This window comes from Gilliamella sp. Fer1-1 (assembly GCF_001690825.1).
GTDB classification, from domain to species: Bacteria; Pseudomonadota; Gammaproteobacteria; order Enterobacterales; family Orbaceae; genus Gilliamella; species Gilliamella apicola_C.
Map to the genome: position 1 here is coordinate 1 of NZ_LZGX01000034.1, position 23701 is coordinate 23701.

A 23701-nucleotide genomic window follows, 5' to 3' on the forward strand; every position below is an offset into this window, starting at 1 on the left:
TAGGTGAGCCTTTACCCCACCTACTAGCTAATCCCATATGGGTTCATCAAATGGCGCATGGCCCGAAGGTCCCATGCTTTGGTCTCTCAACTTTATGCGGTATTAGCAGTCGTTTCCAACTGTTGTCCCCCACCATTCGGCAGATCCCCATACTTTACTCACCCGTCCGCCACTCGTCATCAAGTGCAAGCACTCATGTTACCGTTCGACTTGCATGTGTTAAGCCTGCCGCCAGCGTTCAATCTGAGCCATGATCAAACTCTTCAATTTAAAGTTCGATGCTCAATAACTGTCTCTGACATATTCAAATGAATCTTCAGTGTCACTTATCAAGACTTAATTTTTTAGTCCGTAGACTTTAATCTTTTGTCTCGCAAGTGCCCACACAGATTGTCTGTTTCTTATTTTTAAAGAGCTAACAGCCTTTTTAAATCAACTAACTTTTCGTTAATTTACTTCACTGTCTCAAGGGTTGCGTATACTACGCTAACCTTTTTTATTCGTCAAGATCTTTTTTTCAAAATTTTTGATCTTACTTTTTTCACTAACTTGCCTCAGCTTTTCGCTGACGCCGTGTCAGTGGATGCGCATTATAGGGACTTCATTTTTTTTGGCAAGCAAAAATATCCAATTACGTATTTGAATGAATACTCTTTAAACACCATGAACATTAATGCATTGATAATTATTGAGATTATATTTAGCTAATTTCAAAGCTAATTTTTCAACATATTGATTATGTGCTGTGCTGATAATAATATTTTCTTTTAATGGCGCTTGAATTTTATTAAGGTGAAATTTTTCATTTAGCAGATTATAAGCTCGATTCGCAATTGCACTACCTGAATCAATAAAGGTCGCATTAGGGAAAATGATCTTTAATTCATCTTTAATAAATGGGTAATGAGTACAACCCAATACGATTGTATCTGGGATGATTGGTAAATAGATCCATGGCTGTAATAAATCTTTAAGTTGTTGCATATTTACGGCAATACCTTGCAGCTTATTTTCAGCAATAAGAGCTAATTCAGATAAACCAAGTAGCTCAACGTTGCAATTAGGCGCAAATTGTTGAATTAAATTGGCAGTATAGGATCTTTTGATTGTCGCTTTTGTCGCTAATAGTCCTATGCATTTATTTTTAGTTATTTGACTAGCTGGCTTAATTGCTGGTACAACACCAACAATAGGAAAAGAAAATTTAGAACGCAAACTCGGCAAACAAATAGTACTAGCCGTATTGCATGCAATAATCGCTAAATCAATTGAGTAAAATTTAGTAATAGCTTCTATAACCGAATTGACTCTATTAATTAAAAATGTCGGTGATTTATCTCCATAAGGAAATTCTTCATTATCAAATGCATAAATATAACGCGCATTCGGCAATTTATTATAGATCTCATTATAAATAGATAATCCGCCAATACCTGAATCAAACACTAGCACTGAAGGTGCCCGACTTACAATATTCATTTTAGCTCTAGGTCATTAGATAATTCAAAAACCGCAATATCGTAAATTGATTAAAAATTAATGCAAGCCATTTTATTTAAACAAGCATTACATTTTATCTATGACAATTATTTGGCTAGACGTCTAGATGGTAAAACTGCTAAAATAGTTATTTAGATTAAAGCCGAATATTATATTTTAAGCAATATACAAAAATAATGCTAAGGGGGGGTATTCCATGTCAGAATTTTTATTTACTTCAGAATCCGTTTCAGAAGGTCACCCAGATAAAATTGCCGATCAAATATCTGATGCAGTGCTTGATGCTATATTAAAACAAGATCCAAAAGCACGAGTCGCATGTGAAACCTATGTAAAAACAGGCATGGCTTTAGTCGGTGGAGAAATTACTACTTCAGCTTGGGTTGATATAGAAGAGTTAACTCGGAAAACCATTAATGATATTGGTTACACTAGCTCAGAGATGGGATTTGATGCTAATTCATGTGCTGTTCTTAATGCAATTGGCAAACAATCTCCAGATATTAATCAAGGAGTAGATAAGCAAAATCCACTTGAGCAAGGCGCTGGTGACCAAGGTATTATGTTTGGTTATGCAACAAACGAAATGCCAAACTTAATGCCTGCGGCAATTACTTATGCACATGAGCTTATGCGCAGACAATCAGAAGTTAGAAAAAATGGCACGCTTCCTTGGTTGAGACCGGATGCCAAAAGCCAAGTCACGTTAATTTATGAAGATGGAAAAATCAAAGGTGTTGATACAATTGTTTTATCGACACAACACTCCACAGATATTGAGCAAAAAGCATTACATGAAGCTGTTATGGAAGAAATCATTAAACCAACATTACCAGCTCAATGGTTAACAGCAAGAACAAAATACTTTATTAATCCAACGGGACGCTTTGTTATTGGTGGACCAATGGGAGACTGTGGACTAACTGGGCGCAAAATCATAGTGGACACATATGGAGGCGCTGCGCACCATGGCGGTGGCGCATTTTCAGGAAAGGATCCGTCAAAAGTTGACCGCTCAGCGGCTTATGCTGCCCGCTATGTTGCCAAAAATATTGTTGCTGCTGGGCTTGCTGACCGATGTGAATTACAAATATCTTACGCAATTGGTATTGCAAATCCTACATCAATTTATGTCAATACTTTTGGTACCGAAAAAATCAATCACGATAAAATTGTTTCATTGATTAAAGAATTTTTTGACTTAAGACCTTATGGATTAATTCAAATGCTTGATCTTATTCAACCAATTTATCAACAAACGGCAAGTTATGGTCATTTTGGCCGAGATATTTTTCCTTGGGAAAAAACTGACAAGGCAGCACTACTTCGCGATGCAGCAGGATTATAAGCGCATACCAATTTATTTACATAATCAAATAATGGCTTGTTTAAGAACTCACTTAATGCAAGCCAATCAATTTTTACATACCGAATATAAAGAACCTAACATCATCTACAAACCCAAAGGTAGCATTGCAGGTAGTGCGCTTTTAATGCGTTGGGAAATTCAACTTAATTCAGTTATGTTACTAGAAAATGGCACCCAATTTATTGAAGAAGTCGTGCCCCATGAGCTTGCTCATCTCATTGTTTTTAAAGAATTTGGCAAAGTCAAACCACATGGTAAAGAATGGCAATATGTTATGTCAAAAATTTTCGACAAGACACCTTCAACAACTCATCATTTTCAGGTAAAGCGCAACACTCATTTATACTACTGCCAGTGCCAACAACATCACTTAACATCAATAAGACACAATAAAATCCAAAAGAATAACACTAGTTATTTATGCCGCAAATGCGGTACTATACTCAAACTCAAAAACGTCACTTAATATTAAGATATTGTATGTGTAAATTAGATTTCCATTTTTATAAAAGCTCTTTGTTGATTCTTACTCTTGGTATTATTCTTTACATTACAGGCAATTTCTTTATACCTTTATACAATGGGCTTACCGTCACTCTTATTGAACATGTTCAATCACTTTTTTTATTATTCATGTGTGGCTACACTTATTATTATGCTCAGCGAGTAGCTGAACATTCACAACTATATAAATTTTGGATTTGGACAATATTTTGGTGGTTTATGCTTTTTGGGCGGGGAATTAGCTGGGGAAGAGATTTCTTTCCCGATGTGCCACGTTTTTATTATAAAATTATTGCTAGCACTTTAATCTCTATCCCAATACTAAGTATGTTTTTACCAACTATTCGCCAAGAAATTGCACGTCGCTACAAATTTGAACAAATTCCAGTTTGGCATATATTTTTAGCTTTTCTATTCTTAGGAATAGCTGATATTGCTGAGCATCATCGTATGGGGCATGAATTCTTAGTTATAGCAAAAGAACGAAAAGATTTAATCGAAGAGTTAATGGAGTGCCCCTGCCTTCTTTGTTTAGCTTTAACGACATTTTATATGCAAAAAAATGAACAAAAAAAGAAGGAGAATTTATAATGTTAAGCTATCGCCATAGTTATCACGCAGGCAATCACGCTGATGTGCTAAAGCATGTAGTTTTAACACTATGTATTGAGTCATTAAAAGAAAAAGAAAAATCTTTTTTATATCTAGATACACACTCTGGCGCAGGAAGGTACTTATTACGAGGCGAACATGCCGAAAAAACAGGCGAATATTTATCAGGAATTAATTTGATATGGCAACAAGCTAATATTCCGGAATTGCTTAATAGCTATATATCAGTATTAAAGCGCTATAATCCTTTTGATGAATTAAAATATTATCCTGGCTCGCCTTTAATTGCTAAACAATTACTACGCGAGCAAGACAAACTTAATCTTACCGAATTACATCCAACAGACTACCCCTTATTGAGACAAGAATTTAATAAAGATAAACGAACAAAAGTATTACGTGAAGATGGTTTTGCACAATTAAAATCAAAGTTACCACCAAGTTCACGGCGAGGGATTATCCTAATCGATCCTTCCTATGAAATAAAAGATGACTATCAAAAAATTCCTGCTGCACTATTTGAAGCTTATAAACGTTTTGCTACAGGTGTCTATCTAATTTGGTATCCGGTGGTATCTCGTACCCAAACGCAAAAAATGATTGATAATATTGTTAATTTAGGTATTAAACGTATTTCTCAGTTTGAGCTTGCCATCAAACCTGATAATAATCAAAAAGGCATGACTGCATCAGGAATGATAGTGATTAACCCACCATGGAAATTACATGAACAAATGCTTACAATCATGCCGTGGTTGAAAACCACCTTAGACATTCACAAAACGGGAAGTTTCATCATTAAAGAGTTAGTTACGGAATAACTTTTTGTTATTGGTTATCAAACACATTCAGAAAAACCTATGCTTAAGTAAAAAATCATGAAAAAAAATGGCAAGAAAATAGATAAACCCACAAAATAACCGCCAATAATAACGATAAAAAGACTGCGGCTGAGCCATAGTCTTTTGCTCGACCAGATAAATCATGTCTTTCAGTGCTAATGCGATCAACAACACACTCAATCGCACTATTAATTAACTCTGTAATCATCACAACACCAATTGACCCCAATAACAAAATTCGTTCATAAATAGAAAAATCGACCAGCATTACGATAATATAAGCCACAACCAATAAAATGAACTCTTGGCGAAACGCTGTTTCATATTTAATCGCCGATTTTAAGCCTTTTAAAGAGTATTTTGTTGCATTAAAAATGCGCAGTAGTCCTGCCGTTTTTTTCATTATAGCATTCCAAGTTTAAAATTACCTTACATAACCATAGTTCATCAAACGTTGGAATCGTCTTTCTAGTAATGTAGATAAATCCATATTTTCAAGCTCATCAAGATCACTAAGTAGCTGTGTTTTAAGTGAAACAGATACAGTAGCATAATCTCGGTGAGCGCCACCTAAAGGCTCTGGCACGATTGAATCAATTAAATTTAATTTTAATAAATTATCTGCCGTCATATTCATGGCTTCAGCAGCAATTGGCGCTTTATCTGCACTTTTCCATAAAATAGAAGCACAACCTTCTGGTGAGATAACAGAATAAGTACTATATTGAAGCATATTAACCTTATCTGCCACACCAATCGCTAGCGCTCCACCAGAGCCACCTTCCCCAATCACGGTGCAAATGGTAGGAACTTTAAGGCGTGACATTTCTCTTAAATTACGCGCAATAGCTTCTGCTTGACCTCGCTCTTCGGCACCAATCCCAGGATAAGCCCCAGGAGTGTCAATAAAAGTAATAATGGGCAATTTAAAACGTTCAGCTAGTTGCATTAACCGTAAAGCTTTACGATAACCTTCTGGGGCCGGCATACCAAAATTCCGATAAATCTTCTGTTTTGTTTCACGGCCTTTTTGATGCCCAATAACTACCACCGAGCGCCCATCAATACGTGCAATCCCACCAACAATTGCTTTATCATCAGCATAGGCTCTGTCACCTGCCAATTCATCAAAATCGGTAAAGACTTCTTTTATATAATCTAATGTATAAGGACGATTTGGATGTCTAGCTAGTTGCGCAATTTCCCAAGGCGTTAAATTAGCAAATATTTTTTTTGTTAACTCACGGCTTTTTTTATGTAATTGCTTAATTTCTTTATCTAAATTAATATCTAATTCTACTTGTTGCGAATCTATATTCTTCAAGGAATTAATTTTTGCTTCTAATTCCGCTATCGGCTTTTCAAATTCCAAAAAATTATTCATAACGCTTGTAATTGCCTCTTAATTTATTCGGTATTTTAAAAAAATACACTACTTAATACAATATACTGACTAACTCTTAAGATAAAATTAAATCAATTCTACTATGTAACACTCATTGAAGCCACCTACATTTGTATTATTAGGCTTCAATTATTATGCCTCTCACATTGGCTGAAATATAACTTCATTTATTCAATAAATTTATAATGCTTACTATTATTAATAGGTTTATCTGATTTATTCGAACTCAAATTCTATACGCTCAACACCAAGTAGTGTCTTTAGTTCAACAATCAAAGCATCTTCCGGAATAATTCTCCATTTCGTGCCAAATTGGATCCTCACAACTGAATCGTCTCGATGATAATATAAGTTAACAGGTACGCTACCATGCCGATAAGGCTCTAACAACTGTTGCAAACGTTGTAATATTGCTTGATTTGTTTCGTTTTCAGTTAACGTAATGGACAATCCTTTTACATATTTAGTTCGAGCATCTTTTAAATCAACAATATCTCGCACCGACATTTTAAAGCCACCATTAAAATCGTCATGGCTAACTTGCCCCGTCACAATTAAAATTTTATCTTTTACAAGTAAATGCCCAAAATTTTCTAAAGACTCCGCAAAAAGCATACCATCAATTCGACCAGAACGATCATCTAAAGTAAATAAACCAATTTTATTCCCTCTTTTGGTAATTCTAACCCTAGCATCTACTAAAATGCCTGCAAAAGTGACCACTTTTCCCCATCCTGTCGGCGATGCTTCACTAATTCGTAGACCACTTGTATAACGATTTAATTCTTTTAAATATTGCGTTACAGGATGTCCTGTTAAATAAAGTCCTAAAGCCTCACGCTCTCCATCAAGCAAAACTTGATCAGGCAGTTCTGGAACTGCAGCATAAGCATGTTCAACTTGTTCGGGCTCTTCTGCTAACACACCAAACATATCTTCTTGACCAATATGTTGCGCTTTAGCATATTGATCTGCTGCCTGCATTGCATCATTGATACTATGTAAAATAGCTGCTCGATGGGGTCCTAATTTATCAAATGCCCCTGCCATAGTGAGTTTTTCAAGCACACGGCGGTTAACCTTCTTCATATCTGTTCTAGCACAAAGCTCAAAAATATTTTTGAAGTACCCACCACTATTACGTGCTTCAACAATTGCCTCTATAGGTCCTTCTCCAACACCTTTTATCGCACCTATTCCATAAACAATTTCTCCTTTATCATTTACATGAAAATGATAAAGCCCACTGTTAATATCAGGAGGGTTGACTTTTAATCCCATTCGTAAGCACTCGTCAACCAAACCGACAATTTTATCAGTATTATCCATATCAGCAGTCATAACCGCAGCCATAAATTCGGCAGGATAGTGAGTTTTTAGCCATAACGTTTGATAAGAAACAAGTGCATATGCCGCCGAGTGAGATTTATTAAAACCATACCCAGCAAACTTCTCAACCAGATCAAATATTCTCATTGACAATTCGCCATCAATGCCCTGTTTTTCTGCCCCTTCTTTAAAAACAGAACGTTGCTTTGCCATCTCCTCGGGCTTTTTCTTACCCATAGCTCGACGTAGTAAATCAGCACCGCCTAGTGTATAACCTGATAAGGTCTGTGCGATTTGCATAACTTGTTCTTGATATAAAATAATACCGTATGTTGGCTCTAAAATAGGTTTTAATGATTCATGTTGATATTTAATATCGGGATAAGAAACCTCTTCTCGACCATGTTTGCGGTCAATGAAGTTATCTACCATACCTGATTGTAATGGACCAGGGCGAAATAGTGCAACTAAAGCAATCATATCCTCAAAACAGTCCGGTTTTAACCGTCTGATTAAGTCTTTCATCCCTCTAGATTCTAACTGGAATACAGCTGTGGTTTCAGCTTTTAACAATAATTCAAACGATTTTTCATCATCTAAAGGAATTCTAGTGATATCGACTCTTTCTTTTCCAGTTCGAAGCTGGCGATCATTAATCATTTTGATGGCCCAATCAATAATGGTTAATGTTCTTAGCCCTAAAAAGTCAAACTTGACAAGCCCTGCATATTCAACATCGTTTTTATCAAACTGAGTAACTGGGTGATGACCTTCTGGATCACAATAAATTGGTGAAAAATCAGTAATCTTAGTTGGGGAAATAACTACTCCCCCAGCATGCTTACCTGCATTTCGAGTTACGCCTTCTAATTGGCGTGCAATATCGATTAATGATTTAACTTCTTCATTATTATCATATAAATCTTGAAGCTGAGACTCAATTTCAAAAGCTTTAGCGAGAGTCATGCCTGGATCTAAAGGTATTAATTTAGAAATACGATCAACAAATCCATAAGGATGTCCAAGCACTCGACCAACATCCCGTATTACCGCTTTAGCTGCCATAGTACCAAAGGTTATAATTTGGGAAACAGCATCTCGCCCATACATATCAGCAACATGATCAATAACCAGATCGCGTTTTTCCATACAAAAATCAACATCAAAATCGGGCATTGAAACACGTTCTGGATTTAGAAAACGTTCAAAAAGCAAATCAAACGCAAGTGGATCTAAATCGGTAATTTTTAAAGCATACGCAACGAGAGAACCTGCACCAGAGCCTCGCCCTGGTCCTACAGGAATATCATTATCTTTTGACCATTGAATGAATTCCATAACAATTAGAAAGTAGCCAGGAAAACCCATTTGATTAATAACAGTTAATTCCGTTTCTAAACGTTCATCATACTCAGATCTTCTTTGTTTTCTGATTTCAGGATCAGGAAATAAAAACGTTAATCTTTCTTCTAATCCTTCACGCGATTTATGCACTAAAAAGTCTTCAGTTGACATATCGCCAGTTGGAAATTTAGGTAAAAAATACTCTCCCAACCGGATAGAAACATTACAACGCTTTGCTATTTCAACACTATTTTCAAGGGCTTCAGGAATATCAGAAAATAGCTCACACATTTCCTGTTCTGAGCGTAGATATTGTTCTGCCGAGTAATTTTTAGGCCTAGAAGGATCATCTAATGTATTGCCATCATGAATAGCAACACGAATCTCATGCGCTTCAAAATCAGAAGCTTTTAAAAATCGAACATCATTAGTTGCAACGACTGGTAACAAATATTGTTCGGCCAAACTTACAGCACGATGAATAAATAGTTCTTCATTGTTGCGTTTAGTTCGTACTAATTCAAAATAAAAATGGTCATGAAAATTTGCAAGATAAAAATTAATCGCATTATCAATGATAATTTGATTATTGCGAACAATGCCAATACCAATATCGCTTTCACGCCCAGCTAATACAATTAACCCAGCTCGATGCTCAATCAACCACTCATTATCAACAACGGGAAAATCACCAATATACCCTCGTTGATAAGCTTTAGAAATTAATAAAGTAAGATTTTGATACCCTTGATTATTAGCCGCTAATAGAGTTAAACGATAAATATCATCAGGCATTTGGGGGCTTCTAATAGCAAGATCGGCACCAATGATCGGTTTAATACCTTTAGACATTGCTGAGCCATAAAACTTAACTAGTCCACAAAGATTAGTAAAATCAGTGATCGCAAAAGCGGGCATCTGTAACTTGCTCACTTCATTTACTAATGTGCCAACTTTGGCAATCCCATCAATCATTGAGAAATCACTATGCAAATGAAGGTGAATAAATTTAGGTTGCGCCATAATTACCAAAATTAAGCTATAAAATTAGTTTGCAATTATAACACAAGCAGGGAAAATATTCTTATTCTCTTTAATTACGAGTTCTAATTGAAAATAAAAGAGGGAAGCCATTTTTATTATAAGTTTTATCAGTGAAAATTTATATTAAAAATATCCCACCAATAATAACCTATTGGTGGATAATAAGATATTAGATTTTCTTAAACAGCACTGAACCATTAGTTCCACCGAAACCAAAAGAATTACAAAGTGCATATTCTAAGTTTTTAACTTGACGAGCAGTATGTGGAACATAATCAAGATCGCAACCATCATCAGGATTATCTAGATTAATTGTTGGTGGCACGGCTTGATCGCTCAATGCAAGTACAGTGAAAATTGACTCAACTGCGCCCGCAGCACCCAATAAATGCCCTATCATTGATTTAGTTGAACTAACCATAACTTTGTTGGCATTCGCTTTAAATATGCTTTTTACTGCTTGAGTTTCAGCTTTATCACCAGCTGGTGTCGAAGTGCCATGAGCATTGATATAACCAACTTGCTCAGGGTTAATACCCGCATCACGAAGTGCACATTTCATTGCTAAAGCTGCACCACTGCCATCCGCAGGAGGAGAAGTCATATGATAAGCATCACCACTCATACCAAAACCAACAACTTCAGCATAAATTTTAGCGCCGCGTTTTTTGGCATGCTCATATTCTTCTAAGAACATAATTCCTGCACCATCTCCTAGCACAAAGCCATCACGATCTTTATCCCAAGGGCGACTTGCTGCTTTAGGATTATCATTGTTAGTTGATAAGGCACGAGCAGCCCCAAAACCACCAATACCAAGTGGTGTACTAGCTTTCTCTCCACCGCCTGCTAACATAGCATCTGCATCACCATAGGCAATCATACGTGCTGCATGACCAATATTATGCACACCAGAAGAACATGCTGTGGCAATAGTAATACTAGGTCCTTTTAATCCATAAATAATGGATAAGTGACCAGCAATCATATTAACAATTGTTGACGGAACAAAAAATGGGCTAATTTTACGAGGCCCACCATTGACTAATGCGCTGTGGTTTTCTTCAATTAACCCAAGTCCACCAATACCTGAGCCTATCGCGCAACCAATTCGTTCAGCATTTTCTTCCGTGATCTCAATGCCCGCATCTTGCATTGCTTGCATACCCGCAGCAATACCGTATTGAATAAAAAAATCCATTTTACGAGCATCTTTGCGTGAAATATTATAATCTTCGCCATTAAAGTTTTTAACCATCGCTGCGAAGCGTGTTGCGAAAGGGGCTGTATCGAAGTGTTCTATGAGTTCAACGCCACTTTGCCCAGCGAGTAAAGCTTGCCAAGTGGATTCAACTGTATTACCTACAGGAGATATCATGCCCATTCCAGTAACAACAACTCTGCGTTTAGACACATTGTCCTCCAGGAAAGGATTGAAATGAAATTTGAATCATTGAAAATTTTATTTTGAGTTTTCTGCCAATCTATACCGCTTTTCTTTCGTTTAGAACTAAATAGGTAGATGCAAACTAGGCGATCATATGACCGCCTATTATGAAAACTCTGCTAAACCTTATTGATTCGCAGTAATATAATCAATTGCTGATTGAACAGTTGTAATTTTTTCAGCTTCTTCATCAGGAATTTCAGTATCAAATTCTTCTTCTAAAGCCATAACTAATTCAACTGTATCAAGAGAGTCAGCGCCAAGATCTTCGATGAAAGAAGATTCATTTTTAACTTCTTCCTCTTTTACACCAAGTTGCTCAACAATAATTTTCTTAACTCGCTCTTCAATAGTGCTCATACTCTTTTTTTTCCTATAAAAATCGCCGAAAGTGGCGGTGAATGTAAGTTTATAAAATGTTGAAAAAGATGCCAATCATTTTTCAACCCAATTGCTTATTTTTTATACAAAACTTCAATATATTGACTCATTTTACACTATTCTAGACAATTACACCATATACATGCCACCATTGACATGTAAAGTTTCGCCAGTAATGTAAGATGCTTCATCGGAGACCAAAAATGCTACAGCGTTTGCAATTTCAGTTGGCTCACCTAAACGCCCTGCAGGTACTTGTGCTAATGTTAAAGCTTTTTGCTCATCAGTTAATGCTTCTGTCATGTCTGTTGCAATAAAGCCAGGTGCAACTACATTAACAGTTATACCGCGTGATGCAACTTCACGCGCTAATGATTTACTAAAACCAATTAAACCAGCTTTTGCTGCAGCATAGTTAGCTTGACCAGCATTACCCATTGTACCCACTACTGAGCCAATAGTGACAATTCTGCCATAACGCTTTTTCATCATTGTGCGCAATAATGCTTTAGATAAACGAAAAACAGACGTTAAATTTGTATCTAAGATATCTTGCCATTCATCTTCTTTCATTCGCATTAATAAATTATCACGAGTAATACCAGCGTTATTAACTAGAATATCAATATCACCAAATTCAGTTTTAATTGCCGCAATAACAGATTCAATTGATGTCTCATCGGTCACATTTAAAACAAAGCCTTTCCCATGTGAACCTAAATATTGGCTAATGGCATCAGCACCTTTTTCTGTTGTCGCTGTACCAATAACGGTTGCGCCACAAGCAACTAGTTTTTCTGCAATCGCTTTACCGATTCCACGGCTTGCACCAGTTACTAACGCAATTTTTCCTGATAAGTTCATAACAACCCCTTTTTTTATTTTTTATCTTTTATCTAGTATTTTCTAATGCAGCATCTAATGAAGCTTTATCATTAACAGCACAACCAGACAAGGTATCAACAATACGTTTAGTTAGTCCTGTTAACACTTTACCGGGACCAACTTCAACTAAAAGCGTTACACCTTGTTTCGCCATTTCTTCAACAGTTTCAGTCCAACGAACAGGGCTGTAAAGCTGAGCAATTAGTGCAGCTTTGATTTTTTCAGCTGATGTTTCAATTTTAACATTAGTATTATTGATAACTGCAAAATTTGGCGCACTAAATTCTATATCGTTTAATGTATTGGCTAATTTATCTGCTGCAGGTTTCATTAACGCACAATGAGATGGCACGCTAACAGCAAGTGGTAGAGCTCGCTTTGCACCAGCTTCTTTACACAATGCAGCAGCCCGTTCAACGGCTTCTTTATGCCCAGCGATAACAACTTGACCTGGGGAGTTAAAATTTACTGGAGCAACAACTTGACCTTGAGCTGCTTGTTCACATGCTTTATTAATTGAATCATTATCTAATCCAATAATGGCATACATTGCACCTGTGCCACTTGGCACAGCGTCTTGCATTAATTTACCTCGTAATTCAACTAATTTTATTGCATCTTTGAAGTCAATAACACCAGCACAGACTAATGCTGAATATTCTCCTAAACTATGACCAGCCATAAAAGCAGGTTGAGGACCACTGACACTTTGCCATACTCTAAATATTGCAACAGAAGCAGCAAGTAGCGCTGGTTGTGTTTGCCATGTTTTATTTAATTCTTCTACAGGGCCTTTTTGTACCAGCTCCCATAAATCATAACCGAGTACTTCAGAAGCTTCATCAAAAGTTGATTTCACAATTGAATAATTATCAGCAAGTTCTTTTAACATGCCGACAGCTTGTGAACCTTGTCCTGGAAATACCATTGCAAATTTGGTCATTATTAAATCCTTGATTATAAAAACAAACTAAAATCTAACTAGTGCTGATCCCCAAACAAATCCACCACCAAACGCTTCTAGCAAAACTAAGTGGCCTCGTTGAATTCGTCCATCTCGCACACCAGCATCTAAAGCGCAAGGCACAGAGGCAGCTGAGGTGTTACCCTGCTTATCTAATGTAACAATAACTTTACTCATGTCCAGATCTAGTCGTTTAGCAGTCGCAGAAATAATTCTCAAATTTGCTTGATGTGGCACAAGCCAATCCAAATCGGCTTTGTTAAACGCATTCTCAACCAAAAGTTCATCAACCAAATTTGAAAGCTCTTTAACTGCAACTTTAAATACTTCATTACCATGCATAGTCATATAGACTGGATCGTCCATATTACGACGATCAACATATGGGTACTTTAATAAATTGCCATAACGACCATCAGCATGGAGGTGTGAAGCGATAATACCAGGCTCTTCTGATGCGCCCACAACAACTGCCCCTGCACCATCACCAAAAATAATAATGGTTCCTCGGTCATTTGGATCCACGCCACGTGTTAACATATCTGAACCAACGACTAAAGCGTATTTAATAGCGCCGCTTTTAATATATTTATCTGCAATATCAAGTGCATAAATAAATCCAGAACAAGCTGCAGATACATCAAACGCAACAACATCACCAATGTCTAATTTGGCCTGTAATTCTGTTGCAGAACTTGGAAATGCATTGACCGAGGTTGCCGTTGCAACAATAATCATACCAATTTCTTCTTTATCAATATTGGCCATTTCAATTGCATTCATTGCGGCTTCATAAGCCATGCTCGTTACCGTTTCATTTGGTTCTGCAATACGTCTTTCTTTAATACCAGTACGCGTTGTGATCCATTCATCACTAGTATCGACCATTTTTTCAAGATCTGCATTAGTTCTTATCTGTTTTGGAAGATAACTCCCAGTTCCTAATATCTTTGTATACATCTAATTATTCGCTCTTGGGTAGTGCGGAAGAAAGACTCATTGCAATCTTCTCTGGTATATTTGTTTGTATAGCCAAAATAGCTTGTTCTATTGCTGCATAAAATGATTTTTGATTGGCACTACCGTGACTTTTAATCACAATACTTCGAAGTCCAAGCAAGCAAGCTCCATTATATCTTCCAGGATCTAAATAACCAAAATTTTTCGCGATCTTTCTTTGTAGCCATTTACTTAATAATTTCATTAATAATGAATGATGAGATAGGGATAATTTAAACGAAGACATAAAAATTTTTATTAAACCTTCGACTGTTTTTAACGTTACATTACCCACAAAACCATCACAAACAAGTACATCTGTTTTACCTGTTAAAAGTTCGTTACCTTCTAAATAGCCAATATAATTCATTTGGTTATTTGATTTTAAAATAGAAGACGCTAAACGAATCTTATCCAAACCTTTACTATCTTCTTCACCAATATTAAGTAACGCGACACGGGGATGGTCAATCTTAAGTACTGTTTTAGCTAAAATTTCGCCCATTATCGCAAACTGCACTAACATATTGCTATCGCACTCTGCATTAGCGCCTAAATCCAATACTACGGTATTTTGATTATTTAATGCAGGAACTGTGGCAACAAGTGCTGGGCGATCTATACCAGTTAATGAACGTAATAATAGTTTTGACAAGCCCATTAACGCGCCAGTATTACCCGCACTTACACATGCTTGAGCTTTATTCTCTTTAACTAGTTCAAGCGCCATTCTCATAGAGGATCCTTGACTATGACGAATTGCATAAGAAGGCCTCATATCATTGGCAATAACTGTGGTCGACTCCGTTAATATTAACCGACCTTCTTGTTGATATTGAGTAATTAATTTTGCTTTTTCTTTAGGTAAAAAAAGATTGATTTCTGTTGGGCATCCCACCAGAAAGATAGATAGATTTGGATAACAATTCAGTGCGTGTATTGCAGCAGGAACAACAACACGAGGACCGAAGTCCCCGCTCATAGCATCTAACGCAATGGTTAGATTATCCAAAATGTCACCTGAGAATTTCTAAATAATTACTTAGTAATTATTTAGAAATCACTTTACGACCACGATAATAACCATCAGCGGTTACGTGATGACGTAAATGTGTTTTACCTGATTCATCAACTGAGATATTAGCAACAGTTAATGCATCATGAGAACGACGCATACCACGTTTTGCACGAGTTTTACGATTCTGTTGAACAGCCATGGATTTACCCCTTATTCTTTAAACTAACTAAAATTGCAAATGGATTTGTTTTTTCATTCTCAGTTGGAATTTCACCAAATACCATATCTGCCTCTGACACTTCGCAGTGTTTACTATCATGTACCGGCGCAATCGGTAGCGAGAGAATAATTTCGTCCTCAAGTAACGTTAATATATCTACTTCGCCAAACTCGTTCATCAGAACGGGCTCATAATGTTCCGGTAGTGCCTCTGCTTGAGCATCGCTCTTAACAGGACTAAATTTATTCATCACATGAACTTCAGTGACAAAAGGTTCAAAACAACGTTGACAAGTTTGTTCTAACGTCATTTTTGCATCAATAGCGATAACACAAAGCTTTTGTTCATCATAATGGAAAGATAAACTACAGGCGATATCACTTTTTGGATTTTCAACCCTCTTTATCGCTTGAAGTGGATAATATCCAGTATAATCAAGTCGTTTTTGTGCTGCTTTAATCGGGTCAATAGTTAATGGTAATCTATTTTGCATAAGATATGCATACTACCTTAAAAATTTATTTAGCGTAGCTAAAAACTACACAATGCCATAAGGCGCGCATATTACCTTTAAATCATGGTTTCGTCAATGGGCATAAGCAAGATAATTTGTTTTAGCTATTGATTATTACCTTAATATTTATTCTGAATATTTTTTTATTTTTAGAAAATTTTTGCTAAAAACACGATTTAAGACAAAAACAATAAATAAACTAATCAGACATTATATTATGACAATCGACCAAAGCTATCTTTGACAATTGCACGAAAATCATTAAATGTTTTGCTATCTAATAAACGCTTAGTGGATTTTTCTTTGACAAAGTTAACAAATAAATTATAAATACGCATTGCATCTTCATATTCATTTTTACTAATTGCCAATAAAAAAATAACATAGGCAACTTGATTTTTATCCCACACGATCCCCTGTGGAGCCAATATGGTAGTTACTATCGTCTTTTTAGCCAGCAACCCAACAGAGTGAGGAATAGCAATATTTTCACCCAATAGCGTAGAAACAATTGCCTCTCGCTCAATAACAGAAGGGTAAAAATCAACATCAACATACCCCATTTGTTCAAGTTTTTTGCAAACTTTGTTAAAAAGTTCCTCTTGGGTCATGGGTTGGTTAATAATTAGAAAAAATTTTTCACTAAAAAAACGCTCAATAATATAAGGCATCTTTCTATCTATCATTGCCAATCGTCCCAATTGTTCAAGCTGATAAGATGTAGGAAATGGTGAAATTTTAACTATTTGTTTATTTTTTTTTGTTAAACGAACAGTTGAAACAACAAAATCTTCTTCAATATTGGAAAGCTGTTCATACTCTCGATAAGAAAGTGTGCGATTTATTTTAATATGAGGAAAATCCCTTTTAATTTTTGCCTCAATCATACGCAATGCTGCATTACCAAGCTCGCTAACAAGTAAAATGTGCGCACATCTTTCATGCCCAGCGCTATAATTACGCTCTAATGCTACACCGATATGTACCGCTAAGTAGCTAATTTCATCTTCTGTCATTTTTGCTCCAGTATACTTTTCGGTATTAGCAAGAGCAGACAGCGTAATATCATAAGCAAAAGGATAATACTTTTTTATTTCATGTAATAAAGGGTTAGTTGTACGAATTTGATATTTAATCCTAGATAACATTGATGAAATATGTATTAATATATCTTGGTTTAGCTTCTTATCTTCTAATAAATTATAATGATACGTATCATTAATATAAGATAATATATGTTTAACCATTGCTAAGCTTTGTGCCTGATTTGGCGATTCCATAACCGTTCTAGAAATAACCTGAGCACATAAATAATTAAATTCCGCATCGGAAAGCACACTGCCTAGGAAATAGGAAACATCTTCAGAGATTTGAGTCACTGCGCTGATAACAGTAGTATTAATTTGATCTACATCATATTCAAGTAACTCATGCCCTTGATTAATTCGAGTAATTGAAACCGCACAGCTATAAAGTAGATATCCTTGCCCTTCAGCATTTAATTTTAGCTCAAAACGTTCAAGTTGATTTTGAAGAATTTTTTCAAGATACTCTAAATCGATATCATTTAAAACTGTTTTACGTAGTCTATTAACCGTAATGAAATCTTCAGCCATATGCCGTTGCCATAAAATATCGGTTAAACAGGTACGAATTGATAACTCATCACCAACTAACCGCATACCATAATAAGGACGATTTTCGATTAATAAATTGTATTTATCTAAATATTGTTTAACCTCAATAACATCATTTTGCAACGTGCTACGGCTTAAAAACCATTTCCCAGCAATATCATCCAATTTTACTGAATTAGATTGCGTTAAAAAAGCAATCAATAAAGCCGAAACTCTTTCTCTACTTGTTCGGGGGATGCGCTCAATTGCCTGAGTGATAGGCAATGTTGCATAAAGAATGGGATCGGTTACCACAAGTTGATATCCAATATTTTTGGTATAATCAACTTGTGCTCCATAATCGCTTAAAATACCATTAAGTGCTGAAATATCAGTGCGAATAGTGCGAGTAGAAACCGAAAAACGATTCGCTAACTCTTGTTGTGGCAGCGTTTCATTTTTTATGGTATCAAATAAATACGCTAATCGCTGAGAAGAGAATAGCACTTTAGATGACATTATTTATCCTACAAGCTTTTGTGTGATAGCTAAAAGTTGTTTGACATTATTAGTGCGCGTTGCGCCTGTTGCTTTATCAATAATAGAACTATAGATGTGTGGGATAATTTTCTTCACACCTGCATCTAAGGCAATTTTTAAAACTGTTTCATAATTATCTAGATCAATGCTACCAGTTGGTTCAAGATAGAAATCATGTTCAGCGCAACATTTAGCTACATACGCAAATTCATCTTTATGTTTTAGCCCACCCATAGGAAAGTATTTTATTGAGCTACCACCCATGTCTTTTAATAAAGCAATAGCCGTTTCAACAGGAACAATTGCAGCTGGAGATTTTGAGCTTAGCGGACCTGTTGCAATATTGACTAAGCCAACTTTTCCCGTTGGCGAAACTAATCCATTAATGATAGATTCTTTTTGCCCTAGCAAAGCTCGACTGGTTGCAACCCCTGTAAACACTTGGTTAATATGTTGTGGTTGGAGTATAGCTGATATTTCAGAAACCATCATTGACTGATTAGGATCACCAGCACCAAGTCCTATTGAAATAGCATTATCAATGGCTACTGCATACTTTTTCATATCAGCAATTGCTGCTTCATTATTGGCGTAATTTTTAGATAAAATGCCAACAACAACATAAGTTTGTGCTGCCTCATAAATCGCCTTCGCATTATCAATTGAATTCGCTAATACATTTAAACAAACACGATCATTATAATAATTTGGAGTCAGTTGCATTATTGTGCTCCTTGAGTAATATTTTTAATTTTTTGGTAAATAATGTCGAGTTGTGTTGATGTCACACTACGCACATCAGCATCAACTTTGCCTTCATTGGCTTTATATTCTCTAAAATATACTGCAATCTCACCTTGTTTCATCAGTTCAATTATCTCGACTGCGGTTTTACCTATTACACTTGCATCAAATGCTATTTCGGCTCGTGCAATATCACGCCCAGCTCCATCCCAAACCACTTTAGCCGATATACCTTTAAGTGTATTTAGACTTTCAATAAATGGGGTCATCTTAGCAACCATCTGTTGTCCTGTTTCTGATTGTGGATCGGTAACATAAAGCTCAATAGCTTTTGTTAATCCTAAAATACCTTCTTTGCCTATCTTCATTGGCCGCCCAATACCTTGTGACTGTAATTTTAACCATTCCACCGCTTGATGACGCCCAATGACTAAACCACTGGTCGGCCCTTCAATTGCTTTAGCGCCACTGTAAATCACTAAATCAGCCCCTTGTTGATAATAAGTTTGTAAATCGTCTTCCGCCGCTGCATCAACAATCAATGGGATATCATATTTTCTAGCAATAGCAGCTGTTTGCGCGACCGACAACATGCTTTTTTGTACACAATGATGTGATTTAACATATAAAATCGCAACAGTATCTGGATTAATTAGTGATTCGATATGTTCAGGTTTACACTCATTTGCATAGCCTGCTTCAACCATAATCCCACCACCTAAAGAAACCATTGTCCCAATTGGTGCACCAAAATTAACATTATGGCCTTTAGGGACAATAATTTCACGAGGAACATATTTATCAGATGAATGTAAATTAAATAATAAGTCACGATCATCTTTGGTAATCAAGCCTGCAACCGCTTGAACAATACCAGCGGAAGCGCACGATACTACCACGGCATTTTCAACATTGAGCAATTGCGCAATATATTGGCCTGTTTTATCTACTAAATCCTTAATTTCAAAATATTCATTTAGCCCACATGATACCGTATCAATCACTTCAGATCTTGGAGTTGATACACCTAAAATGGTCATTCTTCCTGACGCATTAATTACCTTTTTTAAGTGATATTTATTATAAATATCTTTTTTAGTTGGAGATTCTGAGCTCATTTTTACTACCTTCCTCTGTTAGTTCAATGCGTATCAAATGCTTTCCCGTATCAGCGACAATAGATGCTAAAGGAACAAACTGTTCATCACTTTGCCTAACTTCGCCTTCAGAATCTAATAATGAAATAGTTTGCCGTTTAATATCAAAAATGGTCAAATCTGCATCATAACCAACCGATAAAACACCTTTATTTTTAATATGCAAAATTTGAGCCGCATTTTGTGTCACACTATCAATAATTCTTTTTCGGCTATAACCAAGACAAATAAACTTCGTCATCACATTAGCCAAGCTAAAAACTGGACCATGTAGACGGTTTTTAGAGTAAATATCAGAGCTAATCGTATTGGGGTAAATACCCAAGCATTTAGCACGTTCTGCTACTGAAAAACTAAAACTTTCACCACCATGGCCGATATCTAATATCACTCCACGTTCGATTGCTCTTTTGATTGAACCACGCAATTGATTTTGTTTATCAAAGATTTGATTGGGTTTACCATTAAAACAATGTGTAATAATGTCACCTTTAGTTAATAAATCGGCAATTTCATCGAGCTCAGGAGGATTATTACCAACATGAATCATTAGAGGCAAACCGCTATTTTTTTGCATTTCTTTGGCTTTAACTAATGGTAAAATGCCATTTCTACCCACGACGCTACCACTCATTCGTACTTTGATGCCAATAATAAAATTAGGATATTTAGCTAATGCTTCATCAAATAACGGCGCGTCAATATCCTGCATATCGGCGAGCTCACTTTGTCTTAATAAACCAATTTTAGAAATATTTAAAAAAGAGTAAACATGTGTACTTGCTTGCTGAGCTAATTGATAAAACTCATCAACATCAATAGCGCCAACACTACCAGCATCAACAACAGCGGTGACACCCGCCTTTACACCAATCAAATCTGGCTCATCATGATAGAGGGGGGATAGCGCAAAACAATGCGTGTGTGAATCAATCCACCCAGCACTAATATAATGTTTATTTTTTAGATCCAGTACACGTTTAGATTGCCCTATAATAGAACTAGCCATCGCAACTATCTTACCATTAGCAATAGCAATATCGGTTACTGACTCATCAATCTGTTTGGCATTTTTGATAATTAAATCATACATAATTTTTCACTCTTCTCTACAATTGAATAAATTATAGAGAGTAATTAATATTATAGGATTGGGAATACACCGCCAAAAATCATTGCGCCTAAAATAGCCCCACCGGTGATCGGTTTTTTCCATACATAAAAAAGCAGTGCTCCCAATAAAGAACCAATACCAATAGGGATGGAAGCGACCATAGCAGATAAAATAATCATTGGGCCAAGAAAACGCCCAGAAGCATTGCCCGCACCCATCATAACATCGGCACCAAATGTTGAACCAGAACCACCATTAACCGTAAATTTACGGATCAGAATAATGATTAAACCCGTTAGGATCCCCAAAACCAACCCCGTTATTAATGCAACAAAGAAATTTTCAACAGGTAATGTATAACCTCCCGCTAGCAATAATGCTGGTATACCAAGCCCAATACCGGTTTGCAATGCGCCACCGATATCCAATATACCCACTAATGAGCCTTCAATAACTCGAGCAAATAAAAAGCTAGCCCCAAAAGCCGCAACTGCACCATAATCCCCCGTAGTCATTCCTGATTTAAGCATGGCAACGAAAGCAATTTCGTTAAAGGCACCAATACCATATACATAGAAAGTATGCGTTCCAGCAAAAATACCAGCAGACAATAATCCACAGATAATAGGGAATGACCAATCAGCATACCAAAAACTTTTATTGATCGTTGTTTGTGTGTTCATAACATGTTCCCTGTATTATTTAAACCAATAAGATAAACCGTCTCTAAATGAATTTATCATCTTCATATCAAAACCACGAAAATACCCACTCATAACAAATAGAATAATGACAGACACCAGCATGATTTTCATCACACGATTCCAGCCACTATCATCAACACCTTTCCCAATCAATATCCCTAATACCAGCCCAGGTACAGCATTCCCCATAATTAACTGCGCAAGCCCTCCAAACAATGTTCCCCAAAAACCACTACGGCGCCCAGCATCTAATGCGGCTAACCAGAAAATAACTGGCATAACAGTTGCAACTAGCAAGTTTGCAGCAGGAACCAGAACTTTAGTTGCAGTAATTTTTAGCGAATCGGGAATGACAGATGTTGTCGTATTTAAAAACAACACAACAACCATACCAACAAATGCACAGGCAAAAGCCATTTTTTTAGGATCGTGTAAGGTTTCGTCAAGATTACGATTTTTTATCATCAATAAAGAAGCGCCCCAATTGGGAATGATTCTATGATCGACATCTTGAGTAAAAGAGCCTGCTGCAACTGATGATGCCCATGCATTAAAAAAGAATCCTAAACCAAATGAAAAGTGCGCCGTAGGATCGCCTTCGCATGAGTTAAGCTCCCCCAATGTACGAAATGCCCCCATGCCTTGATACGTTGGCGCATGAAACATTCGAGCAGCCCCAACACCAACTCCAAAACCACAAAGTCCACCGATAATAATAGACTTAAATGCAATAATTAAAATTTCCATAACTTTCCTTTTACGTTATGTTATTTAGAAGTAAATTCAATATCATTTAAATCAATAAAAGTTACATTAACAGATACATCAAGGGTGATTTCATAAAATGTCTTTTTTCTTGGTAAAAAAATAAATAAAAAACGTTCCATTACTATCTTTTCTATTGCTGATACCACTTGAATATCAATCGGCTCTATACGCAACAGAATGTTATTAGTATTTTTCAATACTTCTTTCTGAACCTGACTTAAAGCATTAGAAAATGTTCGTTGCTTAGAATCTCCATGGCCTTTTACTCTCACAAGTATCTGTTCTTGTTTTTTCATATTCATTTTTCGCTTATGAACGTGGGTATTTTTTCAGAAATGCTTTTGCAATACGCAGTCCTAATTCTTCCGTATCCATAAACCCAAAACCAAGGACTTTACATCCTTCATTGATAGCTGTTTCACCTTCTTCAATTGAACGCATACCATGACGCTGTGGGTAACCATATTTATTTTGTGCCGTAATAGCACCTGCCCCACCACTACCGCAGAAAGAAAGCCCTAAATCGGCATTTTCCTTATTCATTACATCACCTAATTTCATATCTGCAGCCATACCAGGAATAACAATTGCACGGCAACCTGCTACTGAATCAATTCCCGTGGCAATTTTTTGCCCTTTTCCCATTCTATCGCCGATAACAATGACCACCTCTGCCATAAC

The 23701-nt window shown here is 36.3% G+C and carries 24 protein-coding genes and 1 rRNA gene; 4 read left to right on the forward strand and 21 right to left on the reverse strand.

Annotated features, from left to right (window positions below):
• Window positions 1–270 (reverse strand): 16S ribosomal RNA (locus A9G28_RS04410); the annotation flags it as partial.
• 384 nt (window positions 271–654) lie between these two features.
• On the reverse strand, window positions 655–1479 hold the full coding sequence (gene murI, locus A9G28_RS04415) for a glutamate racemase (RefSeq protein WP_065567451.1): 825 nt from the start codon (window positions 1477–1479) through the stop codon (window positions 655–657).
• A gap of 217 nt (window positions 1480–1696) precedes the next feature.
• On the opposite strand from murI, the gene metK reads away from it, so the two are divergent.
• From metK to A9G28_RS04435, 4 genes are read left to right on the forward strand one after another with little or no spacing between them, the layout of a single operon-like run.
• Window positions 1697–2848, forward strand: a complete 1152-nt coding sequence (metK, locus tag A9G28_RS04420) for a methionine adenosyltransferase (protein ID WP_065567450.1) — start codon at window positions 1697–1699, stop codon at window positions 2846–2848.
• Complete coding sequence (locus A9G28_RS04425; protein ID WP_065579890.1) at window positions 2832–3335, forward strand: SprT family zinc-dependent metalloprotease; 504 nt, start codon at window positions 2832–2834, stop codon at window positions 3333–3335. Before metK ends, A9G28_RS04425 begins: the two co-directional genes overlap by 17 nt.
• Before the next feature lie 14 nt (window positions 3336–3349).
• Window positions 3350–3964 carry a hypothetical protein gene (locus A9G28_RS04430; protein WP_065579891.1) on the forward strand — a complete coding sequence of 205 codons (615 nt, stop codon included), beginning with the start codon at window positions 3350–3352 and terminating at the stop codon, window positions 3962–3964.
• Window positions 3964–4806, forward strand: coding sequence for a 23S rRNA (adenine(2030)-N(6))-methyltransferase RlmJ (locus A9G28_RS04435; protein WP_065579892.1), 843 nt, complete (start codon window positions 3964–3966; stop codon window positions 4804–4806). Before A9G28_RS04430 ends, A9G28_RS04435 begins: the two co-directional genes overlap by 1 nt.
• A 55-nt stretch (window positions 4807–4861) precedes the next feature.
• On the opposite strand, the gene A9G28_RS04440 is transcribed toward A9G28_RS04435, so the two are convergent.
• From A9G28_RS04440 to A9G28_RS04530, 19 genes are all read right to left on the reverse strand, one after another.
• Window positions 4862–5230, reverse strand: coding sequence for a diacylglycerol kinase (locus A9G28_RS04440; protein WP_065567446.1), 369 nt, complete (start codon window positions 5228–5230; stop codon window positions 4862–4864).
• A 21-nt stretch (window positions 5231–5251) separates the two neighbouring features.
• The gene (gene accA, locus A9G28_RS04445) at window positions 5252–6211 is read right to left on the reverse strand and encodes an acetyl-CoA carboxylase carboxyl transferase subunit alpha (protein ID WP_065579893.1); all 960 of its coding nucleotides are present in this window, start codon (window positions 6209–6211) and stop codon (window positions 5252–5254) included.
• Between the two features lie 237 nt (window positions 6212–6448).
• Window positions 6449–9928 (reverse strand): DNA polymerase III subunit alpha, encoded by a 3480-nt coding sequence (gene dnaE, locus A9G28_RS04450; protein WP_065579894.1) that lies wholly within the window; start codon window positions 9926–9928, stop codon window positions 6449–6451.
• A 190-nt stretch (window positions 9929–10118) separates the two neighbouring features.
• Window positions 10119–11363, reverse strand: a complete 1245-nt coding sequence (gene fabF / locus A9G28_RS04455) for a beta-ketoacyl-ACP synthase II (protein WP_065579895.1) — start codon at window positions 11361–11363, stop codon at window positions 10119–10121.
• 159 nt (window positions 11364–11522) lie between these two features.
• Window positions 11523–11756: an acyl carrier protein gene (gene acpP, locus A9G28_RS04460; RefSeq protein ID WP_034910452.1), complete on the reverse strand. Its 234-nt coding sequence runs from the start codon at window positions 11754–11756 to the stop codon at window positions 11523–11525.
• A 150-nt stretch (window positions 11757–11906) separates the two neighbouring features.
• The gene (fabG, locus tag A9G28_RS04465; protein ID WP_065567442.1) at window positions 11907–12641 is read right to left on the reverse strand and encodes a 3-oxoacyl-ACP reductase FabG; all 735 of its coding nucleotides are present in this window, start codon (window positions 12639–12641) and stop codon (window positions 11907–11909) included.
• 28 nt (window positions 12642–12669) lie between these two features.
• Entirely contained in the window at window positions 12670–13605 is a 936-nt protein-coding gene (gene fabD, locus A9G28_RS04470; protein ID WP_065579896.1) for an ACP S-malonyltransferase, read from the reverse strand.
• 27 nt (window positions 13606–13632) lie between these two features.
• Window positions 13633–14586, reverse strand: coding sequence for a beta-ketoacyl-ACP synthase III (locus A9G28_RS04475; RefSeq protein WP_065567440.1), 954 nt, complete (start codon window positions 14584–14586; stop codon window positions 13633–13635).
• 4 nt (window positions 14587–14590) lie between these two features.
• Window positions 14591–15637, reverse strand: a complete 1047-nt coding sequence (plsX, locus tag A9G28_RS04480) for a phosphate acyltransferase PlsX (RefSeq protein ID WP_065579897.1) — start codon at window positions 15635–15637, stop codon at window positions 14591–14593.
• A gap of 37 nt (window positions 15638–15674) precedes the next feature.
• A complete protein-coding gene (gene rpmF, locus A9G28_RS04485) occupies window positions 15675–15842 on the reverse strand; it encodes a 50S ribosomal protein L32 (protein ID WP_025316508.1) in 168 nt (55 codons plus the stop codon).
• A gap of 4 nt (window positions 15843–15846) precedes the next feature.
• Window positions 15847–16356 (reverse strand): 23S rRNA accumulation protein YceD, encoded by a 510-nt coding sequence (gene yceD / locus A9G28_RS04490; protein WP_065567438.1) that lies wholly within the window; start codon window positions 16354–16356, stop codon window positions 15847–15849.
• Window positions 16357–16592: 236 nt separating this feature from the next.
• Window positions 16593–18512, reverse strand: a complete 1920-nt coding sequence (locus A9G28_RS04495; RefSeq protein ID WP_065567437.1) for a BglG family transcription antiterminator — start codon at window positions 18510–18512, stop codon at window positions 16593–16595.
• A gap of 3 nt (window positions 18513–18515) precedes the next feature.
• Complete coding sequence (dagF, locus tag A9G28_RS04500) at window positions 18516–19256, reverse strand: 2-dehydro-3-deoxy-phosphogluconate aldolase (RefSeq protein WP_065579898.1); 741 nt, start codon at window positions 19254–19256, stop codon at window positions 18516–18518.
• Complete coding sequence (locus A9G28_RS04505; RefSeq protein WP_065579899.1) at window positions 19256–20395, reverse strand: DgaE family pyridoxal phosphate-dependent ammonia lyase; 1140 nt, start codon at window positions 20393–20395, stop codon at window positions 19256–19258. Before A9G28_RS04505 ends, dagF begins: the two co-directional genes overlap by 1 nt.
• Complete coding sequence (locus A9G28_RS04510) at window positions 20373–21527, reverse strand: amidohydrolase/deacetylase family metallohydrolase (protein ID WP_065579900.1); 1155 nt, start codon at window positions 21525–21527, stop codon at window positions 20373–20375. Before A9G28_RS04510 ends, A9G28_RS04505 begins: the two co-directional genes overlap by 23 nt.
• Window positions 21528–21577: 50 nt before the next feature.
• Entirely contained in the window at window positions 21578–22231 is a 654-nt protein-coding gene (locus A9G28_RS04515; protein WP_065567433.1) for a DUF4310 family protein, read from the reverse strand.
• A gap of 15 nt (window positions 22232–22246) precedes the next feature.
• Complete coding sequence (locus A9G28_RS04520) at window positions 22247–22999, reverse strand: DUF4311 domain-containing protein (RefSeq protein WP_065567432.1); 753 nt, start codon at window positions 22997–22999, stop codon at window positions 22247–22249.
• Window positions 23000–23019: 20 nt separating this feature from the next.
• Entirely contained in the window at window positions 23020–23316 is a 297-nt protein-coding gene (locus A9G28_RS04525; RefSeq protein WP_065567460.1) for a DUF4312 family protein, read from the reverse strand.
• 13 nt (window positions 23317–23329) lie between these two features.
• Window positions 23330–23698, reverse strand: coding sequence for an SFCGS family glycine-rich protein (locus A9G28_RS04530; protein WP_065567431.1), 369 nt, complete (start codon window positions 23696–23698; stop codon window positions 23330–23332).
• Window positions 23699–23701 lie beyond the last annotated feature (3 nt).

What these genes read in the sequence shown, in the direction of transcription:
- A9G28_RS04510 (WP_065579900.1), bottom strand. Translation starts at nt 21,527, where the DNA reads ATGTATGATTTAATTATCAAAAATGCCAAACAGATTGATGAGTCAGTA.
- accA (WP_065579893.1), bottom strand. Translation starts at nt 6,211, where the DNA reads ATGAATAATTTTTTGGAATTTGAAAAGCCGATAGCGGAATTAGAAGCA.
- A9G28_RS04435 (WP_065579892.1), top strand. Translation starts at nt 3,964, where the DNA reads ATGTTAAGCTATCGCCATAGTTATCACGCAGGCAATCACGCTGATGTG.
- dagF (WP_065579898.1), bottom strand. Translation starts at nt 19,256, where the DNA reads ATGCAACTGACTCCAAATTATTATAATGATCGTGTTTGTTTAAATGTA.
- acpP (WP_034910452.1), bottom strand. Translation starts at nt 11,756, where the DNA reads ATGAGCACTATTGAAGAGCGAGTTAAGAAAATTATTGTTGAGCAACTT.
- A9G28_RS04440 (WP_065567446.1), bottom strand. Translation starts at nt 5,230, where the DNA reads ATGAAAAAAACGGCAGGACTACTGCGCATTTTTAATGCAACAAAATAC.
- A9G28_RS04505 (WP_065579899.1), bottom strand. Translation starts at nt 20,395, where the DNA reads ATGAGCTCAGAATCTCCAACTAAAAAAGATATTTATAATAAATATCAC.
- A9G28_RS04425 (WP_065579890.1), top strand. Translation starts at nt 2,832, where the DNA reads ATGCAGCAGGATTATAAGCGCATACCAATTTATTTACATAATCAAATA.
- fabD (WP_065579896.1), bottom strand. Translation starts at nt 13,605, where the DNA reads ATGACCAAATTTGCAATGGTATTTCCAGGACAAGGTTCACAAGCTGTC.
- metK (WP_065567450.1), top strand. Translation starts at nt 1,697, where the DNA reads ATGTCAGAATTTTTATTTACTTCAGAATCCGTTTCAGAAGGTCACCCA.
- A9G28_RS04475 (WP_065567440.1), bottom strand. Translation starts at nt 14,586, where the DNA reads ATGTATACAAAGATATTAGGAACTGGGAGTTATCTTCCAAAACAGATA.
- A9G28_RS04515 (WP_065567433.1), bottom strand. Translation starts at nt 22,231, where the DNA reads ATGAACACACAAACAACGATCAATAAAAGTTTTTGGTATGCTGATTGG.
- fabG (WP_065567442.1), bottom strand. Translation starts at nt 12,641, where the DNA reads ATGAACTTATCAGGAAAAATTGCGTTAGTAACTGGTGCAAGCCGTGGA.
- A9G28_RS04520 (WP_065567432.1), bottom strand. Translation starts at nt 22,999, where the DNA reads ATGGAAATTTTAATTATTGCATTTAAGTCTATTATTATCGGTGGACTT.
- yceD (WP_065567438.1), bottom strand. Translation starts at nt 16,356, where the DNA reads ATGCAAAATAGATTACCATTAACTATTGACCCGATTAAAGCAGCACAA.
- murI (WP_065567451.1), bottom strand. Translation starts at nt 1,479, where the DNA reads ATGAATATTGTAAGTCGGGCACCTTCAGTGCTAGTGTTTGATTCAGGT.
- dnaE (WP_065579894.1), bottom strand. Translation starts at nt 9,928, where the DNA reads ATGGCGCAACCTAAATTTATTCACCTTCATTTGCATAGTGATTTCTCA.
- A9G28_RS04530 (WP_065567431.1), bottom strand. Translation starts at nt 23,698, where the DNA reads ATGGCAGAGGTGGTCATTGTTATCGGCGATAGAATGGGAAAAGGGCAA.
- rpmF (WP_025316508.1), bottom strand. Translation starts at nt 15,842, where the DNA reads ATGGCTGTTCAACAGAATCGTAAAACTCGTGCAAAACGTGGTATGCGT.
- A9G28_RS04525 (WP_065567460.1), bottom strand. Translation starts at nt 23,316, where the DNA reads ATGAAAAAACAAGAACAGATACTTGTGAGAGTAAAAGGCCATGGAGAT.
- A9G28_RS04430 (WP_065579891.1), top strand. Translation starts at nt 3,350, where the DNA reads ATGTGTAAATTAGATTTCCATTTTTATAAAAGCTCTTTGTTGATTCTT.
- A9G28_RS04495 (WP_065567437.1), bottom strand. Translation starts at nt 18,512, where the DNA reads ATGTCATCTAAAGTGCTATTCTCTTCTCAGCGATTAGCGTATTTATTT.